Here is an 11298-nt window from a genome sequence, read left to right as displayed (position 1 = left end):
CCGCCACGCAGTGCTTCGACCAGACCCCGCGCCCGCGAGGAGACAGGAGGCCACCATGGCCGCAGGAAGCGCACCAACCGGACGGTTTGTGACGCAGACCACCGCCCAGCACCACCCCGACACCACCATCGACCAGGGCGGTGCGGCGTGAGTTACCAGTGCATGGCTTTCAGGCTGCTGATCTCATGCCCCAGCGATGTTCCGCACGAGACTCTCGCCAAGATTCGCGAGGCCATCGCCCGATGGAACGTCCAGCACGGTGCTGCTTTCAGTGCCGTCATCATCCCCATGGCTTGGACTGACAGTGCAGTGGCGGCATTCGGCGACCGTCCCCAAGCCCTCATCAATGAACAACTCACCGATGAGGCCGACGCGTGTCTGGCCATCTTCCGGGACAAGCTCGGCAGTCCCACTGGGCATGCAGCCTCGGGAACGTGGGAAGAGATCGAGCGCTTGGCGGGCGGGGGACGCCCCGTGGGGATTCTGCGCGATTTGACACCTCGCCCCGCACTCCAAGGAAGCGATGCAGCTGCTGAGTCGCTCCGCCTGCAGAAGCACTTCGAATCAGATGTCTTCCCCCAAGCGCTGGTGCTGTCGTTCGCTGACATGGCTGCCTTGCAGAACCATGTGGATGCGTTCCTCACGCGCTTCACAAGCCAGGCCCAACGTTCCGCGGACATCGAGAAGGAGAACCGGGCGATTGCCCCTTTGACAGCTGAAGATCCCTCCAAGGGCGTTTGGCCACGTATCGAGAGTTCCGAACATATAGAGACCGACAGCAAGGGGCGGCTCAAGACTCGGCGCCGGCATCACCTGGTGCTCTCCAATCAGACTGGGGGGCCGGTCCACAACGTCAGGTACGAATTCCACCTTCCGCCCGGCCAGATGTTCGACGCACATGATCGAAGCAGCGAGCGAACCATCGCCACAATGCCACCCAATGGAGAGACCCGCTTCAGTCTCCTGTTCGTCATGGGTTCTCAGAGCCAAGCACAGTGTCTGGTCCACTGGTCCGACAGCTCCGGTGAACACACGACAGAGGCCACCGTCACAGTCTGACGCCCACTCGAGGGGAAGTGGAACGAACCTCTGAGCAGGGACCAGCAGGCAACACCTGCGCGGGGCGTAGGTCTATCCCTGCATGGCACCTCGTCCGGTTGTCTTGGTGCGACGGTCGACGAGCCAGTAGGCCAGGGTCGCGACCAAGAGCCAGCCAGCCGCGACGAGGAGTTCTCGGCCGGTTCCGGGCCACGGGCTGCGCCCGTCGAGGCTGGCGCGCATGGCGGCGATGGCGTGAGTCAGGGGCAGCACGTGGCCGAGGGTGTGCAGCCATGGGGCCAGGCCTGGGGTGAGGAGTGCGCCGGAGGTGAGGACGAGCAGGGTTCCTGCGGTGTTGTGGATGAGGTCCTGAGAGCCGTTGCCGATGGCGGGGGCGATGATCGCGAGCCCGAACACGGTGCACGAGACGATCGCGGGGAGCAGGATCCATGCTCGTTCGAGGACGGGGAGCATCAGGGACGTGTTGGAGGTGACCAGCCCGATGGCGACGCCGACGACTATTGCCTCGACGAGGGCTCTTCCCATGAGGACCACGCTACGGGACAGGTACTGCAGCACGACGGGTGCGTAGGCCCGGCTCACGGCCGGGTAGGTGCGCATCCACACGTCGTAGATCGGGATGTCGGAGGTGTGGGAGATGGTCGAGCCGGTGACGGCAAGGAAGACCACGCCGACGTAGGTCCAGGTCAGCCCGTCTGCGCCGCCGATCATGCGTCCGAGCAGGACGTACACGAGGCTGCGGAAGAGCAGTGGCACCAGGACTCCCATGAGCCAGAACCGTGGCGGGAGTTCGTCGGACTGGACGCGGCGCCACAGCTGGGTGTTCGCGGTGAGGATCTCAGCCGAGTTCAAGGGTGGCGTCCTTTCGTGCGCGACGCAGCAGCACGTCGAGGGCCCAGGCGCCCAGTGCGGCATACGCGAGGGAGATGGCGACGGCGATCAACCAACAGGTCCAGTCGGGATGGGTGGCCGTGCTGGCCAGGAACCGTTGAAGCCACGAGATGTTGAGGACCGAGCCGATCCACTCGATCCACTGCGGCAGTTGGTCGTAGGGGATGATCGTGCCGGCGAACAGCAGCACCGGCGCCCCGACGGCGGTGGTGAGCTGGAAGGCGTGCTTGGTGAGCATCAGGCAGGCGCCGATCATCAGGCTGGACGCGACACCACCGGCCACCACGGTGGCAAGTCCGACCGCAAGCGCCGCAGGCGAGGCGACGCTGAGCTGGATACCCATGGCGAGGACGAAGACGGTGTTGGTCGCAAGGATGAGGCCGGTGTCGTAGACCACGCCGCCCAAGGTCTTGCCCACGAGCACGCTCAGCGGCGAGAGCCGTCCGGTGAAGGAGACCGCGAGCGTTCCCGACTGTCGTTCGCGACGGATGATTCCGGCGCCGGACCACAGCGAGGAGCCCCAGAACGAGGCGAGGAGCACGCCCGTGAAGGCCCGTGTTGCCTGGTCCGGTGACAGGGTGTCGAGACGAGGGACCATCACGAGCACCAGCCACATCAGCGGGTTGACCACCCCGGTGACCAGGTTCATCGGTCTCGACATGACCACCCGCAGCTGCGACTCGGCCATCGCCCAGAAGCCGGTCATCGCGCGTCCCCGCCGACGGACTGGCCGGAGGCGAGCGCGAAGGCATCCTCCAGCGACGAAGGCCGCACATCGAGCGCGACGAGTTCCTCGTCCTGGAACCGTCTGGCGAGCGCGGCCAGAGTGTCTGCGCTCCACCGCTCCACTGGGACGACGACCTCGCTGGCGCCGTCCGGCGTGCGGAGCTGCGCGGTGACGACGGCGTCGAGCCCGGTCAGACGTCGGAACTCGGCGAGGCCCAGGTCGTGCGTGATCGCGCCGCGGCTGACCATGACGACCCGCTCGGCCAGCCGTTCCACGTCAAGGAGGTTGTGCGAGGTCAAAAGCACCGTCGTGCCGTCGGCATGCATCTGGGCGATGACGCCGCGCAGGCGTTCAGACTCGTTGGGGTCAAGGCCGACAGTGGGCTCGTCGAGCAGCAGGAGCCTGGGCCGGGTGAGCAGGCCCACGGCGATGTGGAGTCGCTGCCGCATGCCCTTGGAGTAGGTCTGTACCTTGCGGGTACCGGCGTCGGCCAGCCCCACTTGTTCCAGCAGGGCGGGGATCCTGCTTCTCAGGTCACGTCGGCGAACACCATGGAGGGCGCCGAAGTAGGCCAGGTTGTCGCGGACGGTGAGCATCTCGTAGAGGCCGCGGTCGCCTCCGAAGATGACGGTGGTGTCCTGTCGGACCTGCCGGGCGGCCTGCACGACGTCATGGCCGAAGACCTGGGCGGTACCGCTGCTCGGGTAGAGCATGGTGGACAGGATCTTGGTGAGCGTGGTCTTGCCTGCACCGTTCTCGCCGAGGACGGCAATGAGCTGTCCTTCGGGAACCTCGAGGCTGATCCTGTCCAGTGCGGTCACCTGGTTCTGGCCCCTCCCGAACGTGCGGGTGAGGGCGTCGAGACGGATGGCGGTGCTCATGCGAGCACTCTGACCGGGCTCCTGTGGACACGTCCATGGATGTAGCGTTTTGCTACATGGAACTCCGCGCGCATGTCTTCCGGAACGGTCTGGCGAACCTTCGTTTCGCGCCGAACCCGGTCAGTGAGTGTGCCCTCGCCTCGATGATCGTGCGCTATCCCCACCGGCACCCCTTCCATGCGAAGTGGTACGAGGAGACGGCCGCTGGCAGGGCCGTCGTGGGCGAGGAGCGCATCCTGGCGCTGCTCAACCGGGAGAAGAGCCTGGTGGACGTGTTCATGCGTCCGGCGAGCCGGCGGGCCGCGACCTTCGCATCGGAACGTCGCGTCCTCGACGACATTCCGGCGGCCCGCTACCGGCACGACGTGGAGCAGGTCTGGGGGCGTGACATCCCCGATGTGCTCGGTCGCACGGACGCGCAGGTGAAACAGAACCTGCTGGCCATCCTGGACGACTTCTGGCGGGAGTGCTTCGAGGGCTACTGGCCACGCTTTCGACAGGTGCTGGACGCCGACATCACCTACCGCGCCCAGACCCTGGCTGCGCTGGGGCCAGCCGCCGCCCTGGCCGAGGTCCAGCCACACTTCGTCATCGACGGCCACGACATCCTCATGCCACTGGGCAACGCGCCCTGGGACCCCTACGAGAGGGACACGGCAGGCAGCGGCTTCACGATGCTCCCCACGCTGGTGAAGTGGGGCATGAACCTGCCCAACTCGAGCGCAGCCGACGCCGTGTTCAGCTACCGGGCCCGCGGACGAGGTCGACTCAGTGACAACCATTCGGACACGGCGCCAGGCCTCGTCGGCATCCTCGGCCGGACCCGCACTGAACTCCTCCTCAGCCTCGAAGAACCCGCGTCATCCACCGCTGTGGCACTGTTCATGGGCGTCACCACACCGGCCGCGAACCAGCACCTCCGCGCCCTTGCTGCGGCAGGACTGCTGCAGACGTCACGTTTCGGTCGGTACGTGCTCTACGAACGCACGACGGTCGCTGAAGACCTCATCGCGGCCAACTGAGACTGATTGACGCGCCAGCTCTGGGGAATGGCTGTGACAGCTTGGTTTGGCCCCGCTGTGACTCCCCGTCATCCCGGGGCCGGATGGAGTTGACATAGCCACGCCCGTCGCTCTTGGTTCTGGCACCCGGATGTGCGAAACTAGCTCCACAAACACCGACCCCTCTCTCGGCTACCGGCGAAGGCCACCAGTCGTGCATGGGTCGGTTTTCTTTTTCTGGGGGGCTGCCGATGGGGTACACCAAGCCACACCTTCCGTGGGACGAACAGGTGAAGCTGCTCAAGTCCCGCGGCATGGTCGTCCCCGACGATGCCGCGGCCGTCGCAGCGCTGCAACGCATCGGCTACTACCGCTTGTCCGGATACAGCTACCCTTTCCGGCAGATGGCCTCTGCCGGCGACGACGCGGACAAGTCGTCCACGAAGCCCCAGCGCTTGGACACATTCCGTAAAGGAACCACCTTCGACGCCATCCTTGCCCTGCACGACTTCGACGAGCGGCTGCGGTGCACCATCTTCGCCGGTCTCGAATCACTCGAAGTCGCTCTCCGCGCGCGAATCGCCTACCGCCTGAGCACACATAGCCCCACCGGCCACCTCGACCGCACCTCACTGGATGCCACCGCCTGCAGCCGACCGCCCCGCCGCCGACACGACCGAGCGCGCACGGCGTACGACGTGTGGCGAGCGGAGTATGACGCCCTCCAGAGCAAGGCCAGGAATGAGGAGTACGTCAAGCACTTCACCCACAAGTACGACGGCCAGGTTCCCATCTGGGCAGCCTGCGAGTTCATGACCATGGGCTGCCTCATCTCGCTCTTCGGGCTCATGGCCCCGGTCGACCGCCGCCGTGTGGCCAAGGAGTTCGGAGTCAAGAGCCCCGAGGTGTTCGAGGGCTGGCTGCGAGCCCTCAACGTGACCCGCAACCACTGCGCGCACAACGCCCGCCTGTGGAACCGGAGCACCGTCTACCCGCCAGACAAGATCAACACGCGCATGGTGCAGACAGACCTCCACCACCTGCGTGCAGCAGACTCAGACAAGATCTACTTCCTGGCCGCTCTGACCGCCTACCTACTCCGCCGCGCAAACCCTGCAACTAGCTGGCCAGCCGAATTCCGAGAGGTGATGGCCACCTTCCCCAACATTGACCGGGTCAGTTTGAAACACGCTGCAGGCTTCCCGGATGGCTGGCAGGACCTGCCCCTGTGGCACCCCACGCCGGCACCAGCCGCCGCAGTCGTCTCATCGTCGACCGAGCGTCCCTGACTGCGCAAAGCGCCCCGAAGGCGGCCACAGGTCCGCGGGACAAGCTGCCGGCAGGGTTGCCCTTGGTGCATCCTTTGGCCACCCGAACCCGGAGGTCTTCTCAGCATTCTACTTTGAACGGCCCGCGCCGAACGGGGCGGTTGTCCAACGTACGCAGCGGGCCGGCGTTCAAAGTTCGCTGCATCTCGACAGCTGTCGACGGGCCTCCGTATCCAGCCGGGCGCTGGCGGGAACGTCCACGCCAAGGGCTGCGCGGGCGTGTGTGAGCATCCTCAACTGCCAAGATCGGCCAATCAGCCGCGTCACGCGACGCGATCCGCGCCAAGGCATCCACCCTCGCCGAGCCGTACACCGACTCATCCAGTGGACGCACCACGCCCTCGAAGCCGTCCAACACCTCGAGCGCATCCTGGATCCCATCCGATGCGACGCCCCGGCGGTCCAGGATCGAGGGCAGGTACTTGCGGGCGTCGTCGAAACACACGCCAGGCGTGAAGAACTCCACCTGGTCGACGTGGTCGAGCACCAACGCCCGCACTCGGCGACCAAGTACCAGGCGGATCAGGATGTTGGCATCCAGCACGATGCTCTTCGACTGGTCCATCACCGAGTGGCGCGAGCGGCCTTGAAGGCGTCCACGACTTCGTCGACGTCGACTCCCTGAGCAGCCAGCAGCGCGTCCAGCCGCTGCCCGGCCAGACGGAGCGACTCCACCTGCGCCACACGATCCACCGGAGTCGGGATGAACCACCCGACCGTCACCCCATGACGGGTGACCGCCACCGGCTCCGAACCGGCCACGTAATCCGCCAGCCCCGCCCGGAACTCACGAATACCGACGCTCGCGGTCATGACACCTCCCATGTGTACCGATGTGTACACAATACGCCCGGAGTGGGACGCACACAGTTGCCGCTGACCATCACCGGCCAGCGGGGCAACGACGTCCCCCGCGATGCGCCTGTCAGGTCACACCCTCCGGCCACCGCGCAGGAAGATGGCCACCCACTGGGCCGCGGCCAAGGCGTACAGACCCAGCGTCGCCAAGGGTGCGACGGGGCACAGGCACGCGCCCACCACTAGGAGCACCTGTGCGACGGCCGTGGCCAGGGATTGCGCCCGCAAGTTCGGGTAGAGCCGATCAAGCTGCTGCCTGACGGCTGCGCGTCGCTCCCCGAGCGCCCGCTCGGCAGTGCCCAGTCGGAGGCGATCACGCACCGTCACCACCAGCACCACCGCCAGGAATCCCCAGGCGATCCACGGCCAGGACATGCTGAGCGGCACCACGACCAGCGCCCCCACCAGCGCCAGGACCAGGGAACACATGCCCATGGGTTCGCGCCGTCCCTCCTCGACGTGCCAGACCAGGGCGTCATGGGGATGCACCCCGTCCACCGTTCCCCAGTGCTCCCCCAGCTCCTCCCGGAACTCGGGGAAGACGGTCAGCGGCTTCAGGGCAAGCCACGCCGGCAGCAAGGCCTGTCCGAGCAGGATCGCCGCCCATGCACCCAGCTGCGGACTCCACGACAACCGACCTGCAGCGGCCAGGTGCAGCAGCGACGAGCCTGCCAGTGCCAACGGGCCGTGCGCCCAGAGGGGCACATTGGTCCTCGTGCCGTCCCGGCTCCCCAGCAGGAAGCTCACCACCATGCCGGCCGCGCCACCGGCCAGCAGGTGCAGCAGCACCGGAACCGGCCAGGACACCTTCAGCAGGAGGATTCCGCCCAGCAAGAAGATCCCGGCGAACCAGAACATGGTGGAGGCGGCGTCATCATCCTCCTGCCCGTCGTCACCCCGACGACGACGGCCCATGGCCAACACGACGCTCAGCGCGATCGGCGGCAGGAGGGCCGCCCAGGCGAGGGCGCCAGGGGAACGCCCGTGGAGGTGGCTCCAGAGCACCAGGCCGGGGATGGTGAACAGGGTGATGAGCAGTACGGCGCCGAAGGCGCGAATGGGCGCTGACATGGGCGTCTTCGGCTTGTCGGCGGTGGTTGGTTGGGTCTGGTCTTCGTCGTCGAACTCGTCGTCGACGTCGTCTCCATCCTCCAGCAATTCCTTGGGCCGGGGGCCGTCGATCACCTCGAAGTCGAGGTGGACCGCGAGCAGGCGTCCGTCGGCGTCGAAGGCGCGCACGACGGCATAACCCCCGTCGCCCCAGCCGGCGTCGACTGCCACCACCCGTCCGGCAGCATTGACGTCGTCGACGAAGCCGTCGACCGTGGCGTGCCGGGACTCGGCCAACTCGAGCCAGCGATCATTGACCTGCTCGAGCTGGTCGCCCATCTCGTGGAGGCTGCGGAAGGTGCTGCGGTCCATCATCGCGGCCACCCCGGCATCCACCCCGACGGCCTGTACGTCCCCGTCCTCGTCGAGCAGGGCGTCCAGGCTCGCCGTCGAGGTCCGGACCTCCTCCAGGGGCGCCAGCAGCAGACTGAGCGCGGAATTGCGGCAGTGGCTGCCGTCCTGCTCCTCGGAGACGTCGGCGACGGTGACGTAGACCTCGTGCTCCCCCGCGGGGACCTCCAGCTCGACCTGCGAAGCCAGCGTGTAGGGGTCGACGCAGGCCAGCCACCCATCGCGCAGCTCGAGCGTGCCCATGAGTTCGATGCGCAGCCGTGCCGGTCCGTCGTCGCCAAGCAGACGGGCGGGGCCTTCGCCCAGCGCCCAGGTGGGTTGGTTCGAGGGCAGCGTCGTCATGAAGCTCCTGTCCTGGGTCGGACCGCCACAGAGTGCCACGGGACTGGCGGTCGGGGCATTGACCCTAGTACGACGGCGGTTCGCCCCGGAAACAGGCAGCTGTGAGGCGTCTACGACCTGAAGCGCCTCGAGACTGCCGCGTTCGCGATCATCCGGCACCCCGCCCCTACTGGGCGGAGGTGCCGGGCTCGTTCCACGTGGAACGGTTGACGGCGCTTCAGTCAGTCGTTGGCGACAACCACGTCGAGGGTGGCACTGGAGCAGGAGGCAGACCTGGTGGGCTACACCGTCGCCAGGCGCAGACGTGAGGCATTGGTGATGACGCTGACACTGGACAGGGCCATGGCCAGGGCCGCCAGCATCGGCGAGAGCAGCACGCCCCACACCGGGTACAACAAGCCGGCGGCGATGGGGATGCCGATGGCGTTGTAGAGGAAGGCGAACAGCAGGTTCTGGCGGATGTTGGACATCGTGGCACGCGACAGGCGACGTGCCCGGGCAATGCCGGTCAGGTCTCCTCCCAGCAGGGTGATGCCAGCGCTCTCCATCGCGACGTCGGTGCCGGTGCCCATCGCGATGCCGACCGCAGCAGCAGCCAGGGCCGGAGCGTCATTGACGCCATCGCCCGCCATGGCAACCACGTGCCCCTGACGAGTGAGTTCGTCGACCACCGCCGCCTTGTCCTCGGGCTGCACGTCGGCTCGCACCTGTTCGATGCCCAGGTGATGGGCCACGGCCTGGGCGGTGGCGTGGGTGTCACCCGTGAGCATCACGACGTCGATGCCCATCTGCCGCAGTTCGGCCAGGGCCTGTGGGGTGGTCTGCTTGATGGAGTCCTCGATGGCCAGGATCGCCGACGGGCTGTCATCGACGGACAGGAAGACCACCGTGGCACCGTCCGCGCGCAGGGCATCGGCCTGCTCCTGCAGGTCCTTGTGCTGGCTGTCCAGCACGTGGCCTGCATTGCCGATCCTCACGTCCCGGCCCTCGACGACGGCGCGGACGCCGCCTCCTGCCTCGCTGGTGAAGTCCTTGGAGGCTGGGATGTCCAGGCCACGCGACTGGGCTGCGGTCACCACGGCCTGGCCGAGCGGATGCTCGGAGTTGCGCTCCACACCGGCAGCCAGCCGCACCACCTCCTGCTCGTCGAGCTGCCCGATGGTGATGACACGGGCAAGCGACGGATGCCCCTCGGTGAGGGTTCCGGTCTTGTCGACCACGATGGTGTCGACCTTCTCCAGCTGCTCCAGGGCTTCCGCATCCTTCACCAGCACGCCCGCATTGGCCCCGCGCCCCACACCGACCATGATCGACATGGGCGTGGCCAGGCCGAGCGCGCAAGGGCAGGCGATGATCAACACGCTGACCAGGACCACGAGTGCGTGTGGCAGGCGAGGCGCAGGACCGAGCAGCATCCAGACGACGAAGGCCACCAGGGCGATGCCGATGACGACGGGGACGAAGATGCCCGAGACCTTGTCGACGAGGCTCTGGATCGGGGCGCGGGAGCGCTGGGCATTGGTGACCAGCTCGACGATGCGTGCGAGCACGGAATCGGAGCCGAGCTTGTCGGCACGTACGACGAGCGAGCCAGACTGGTTGACCGTGCCACCCACTGCCCGGTCACCAGCCTCCTTGGTGACCGGCATCGATTCCCCGGTGACCATGGACTCGTCCACGGCGGAACGCCCTTCCACGATCTGGCCGTCCACCGGCATCTTGTCCCCCGGGCGCACTCGCACCAGGTCCCCCGCCTGCAGCTGGGCCACAGGCACTTCGGACTCGCTGCCGTTGGTCTCGATCCGGCGGGCCGTGGCCGGAGCGAGGTCCATCAGCGCCCGAATCGCACCCGAGGTGTTCTCGCGGGCGCGCAGTTCCAGGACCTGCCCCAGCGCCACCAGCGCCACGATCACCGCTGCGGCCTCGAAGTAGACCTCGACGCGACCATCCACCCGCATCGAGGCCGGGAACAGGCTGGGCGCGAACAGCGCGACCAAGCTGTACAGGTAGGCGGCGCCAACCCCCATCGACACCAACGTGAACATGTTCAACGACCGGCGCCTCAAGGAGGCCCACCCTCGCTCGAAGAAGGGCTTGGCTGCCCACCAGACGATGGGGGTGGCCAAGAGGAACTGCACCCACTGGGAAAGCCCCATCGGGATGGCTCGCTCCAGTGCTGGGACGAGCGGGACCACCATCGAGAGGAGCAGGACCGGCAGCGCCAGCGCGGCTGAGATCCATGTCCGGCGGGTCATGTCGGCCAGCTCCGGGTTGGGGCCGGAGTCCTTGGTGATCCGGACCGGTTCCAGGGCCATGCCGCACAGGGGGCAGCTGCCCGGGTGGTCCTGTCGGATCTCCGGGTGCATCGGGCAGGTGTAGTCCACGGCTTCGCCAGCAGCGGCGGCTTCCCGTGCCTGCTCGCGGTTCCCCGAGGCGTCGGCGGACTCATGGCCGGCATGGGCCGGCTCCGCGCAGTGGCTGTGTTCGTGGTGACCGGCGGAGCCCGGTCCATCGGCCGGCACGAGGAACATCTCGCACTCCGGGCATCGTCCGGGGCCTGGTTGGCGCACCTGCGGATGCATCGGGCAGGTGTACTCGGGCTGTGGGGTCACGTGGTGGTTCATCAGGTCTCCCTCCATGGGAAATACGCTATACCCCCATAGGGTATCAATCAAGCCCACCCCGGCATCCCCTACACAGACAAGGAAGGGCGGCGGCCGCGGACCCGATGGTCCACAGCCGCCGCCCTT

Annotated in this window: 10 protein-coding genes; 3 read left to right on the top strand and 7 right to left on the bottom strand. The window is 67.1% G+C overall.

What is annotated here, in order from left to right; all coding sequences use genetic code 11:
* Nucleotides 1-147 precede the first annotated feature (147 nt).
* A complete protein-coding gene (locus EDD41_RS11670) occupies nt 148-1059 on the top strand; it encodes a hypothetical protein (RefSeq protein WP_123576018.1) in 912 nt (303 codons plus the stop codon).
* Nucleotides 1060-1131: 72 nt separating this feature from the next.
* On the opposite strand, the gene EDD41_RS11665 is transcribed toward EDD41_RS11670, so the two are convergent.
* The 3 genes from EDD41_RS11665 to EDD41_RS11655 are packed head-to-tail and all read right to left on the bottom strand — an operon-like array spanning nt 1132 to nt 3558.
* On the bottom strand, nt 1132-1911 hold the full coding sequence (locus EDD41_RS11665) for an ABC transporter permease (protein ID WP_170165354.1): 780 nt from the start codon (nt 1909-1911) through the stop codon (nt 1132-1134).
* Nucleotides 1898-2656 (bottom strand): ABC transporter permease, encoded by a 759-nt coding sequence (locus EDD41_RS11660; protein WP_123576017.1) that lies wholly within the window; start codon nt 2654-2656, stop codon nt 1898-1900. Before EDD41_RS11660 ends, EDD41_RS11665 begins: the two co-directional genes overlap by 14 nt.
* A complete protein-coding gene (locus tag EDD41_RS11655) occupies nt 2653-3558 on the bottom strand; it encodes an ABC transporter ATP-binding protein (protein WP_123576016.1) in 906 nt (301 codons plus the stop codon). Before EDD41_RS11655 ends, EDD41_RS11660 begins: the two co-directional genes overlap by 4 nt.
* Before the next feature lie 56 nt (nt 3559-3614).
* Here EDD41_RS11655 and EDD41_RS11650 point away from each other — a divergent pair, with 56 nt between their 5' ends.
* Entirely contained in the window at nt 3615-4580 is a 966-nt protein-coding gene (locus EDD41_RS11650) for a hypothetical protein (RefSeq protein WP_123576015.1), read from the top strand.
* A 230-nt stretch (nt 4581-4810) separates the two neighbouring features.
* Complete coding sequence (locus EDD41_RS11645; RefSeq protein ID WP_170165353.1) at nt 4811-5848, top strand: Abi family protein; 1038 nt, start codon at nt 4811-4813, stop codon at nt 5846-5848.
* A gap of 100 nt (nt 5849-5948) precedes the next feature.
* On the opposite strand, the gene EDD41_RS11640 is transcribed toward EDD41_RS11645, so the two are convergent.
* The 4 genes from EDD41_RS11640 to EDD41_RS11625 all read right to left on the bottom strand — a co-directional run bounded on the left by EDD41_RS11640 (nt 5949) and on the right by EDD41_RS11625 (nt 11187).
* A complete protein-coding gene (locus EDD41_RS11640) occupies nt 5949-6431 on the bottom strand; it encodes a PIN domain-containing protein (RefSeq protein WP_170165352.1) in 483 nt (160 codons plus the stop codon).
* A gap of 20 nt (nt 6432-6451) precedes the next feature.
* The gene (locus EDD41_RS11635) at nt 6452-6700 is read right to left on the bottom strand and encodes a type II toxin-antitoxin system Phd/YefM family antitoxin (protein ID WP_123576012.1); all 249 of its coding nucleotides are present in this window, start codon (nt 6698-6700) and stop codon (nt 6452-6454) included.
* A gap of 117 nt (nt 6701-6817) precedes the next feature.
* On the bottom strand, nt 6818-8548 hold the full coding sequence (locus EDD41_RS11630) for a DUF4241 domain-containing protein (RefSeq protein ID WP_123576011.1): 1731 nt from the start codon (nt 8546-8548) through the stop codon (nt 6818-6820).
* A 281-nt stretch (nt 8549-8829) separates the two neighbouring features.
* A complete protein-coding gene (locus EDD41_RS11625) occupies nt 8830-11187 on the bottom strand; it encodes a copper-transporting P-type ATPase (protein WP_211336647.1) in 2358 nt (785 codons plus the stop codon).
* Nucleotides 11188-11298: the final 111 nt, after the last annotated feature.

The sequence above is a fragment of the Luteococcus japonicus genome, assembly GCF_003752415.1.
Classification (GTDB): Bacteria; Actinomycetota; Actinomycetes; order Propionibacteriales; family Propionibacteriaceae; genus Luteococcus; species Luteococcus japonicus.
The sequence above is the reverse complement of the archived record's forward strand: the minus strand, read 5'-3'. Positions and strand labels throughout refer to the sequence as shown.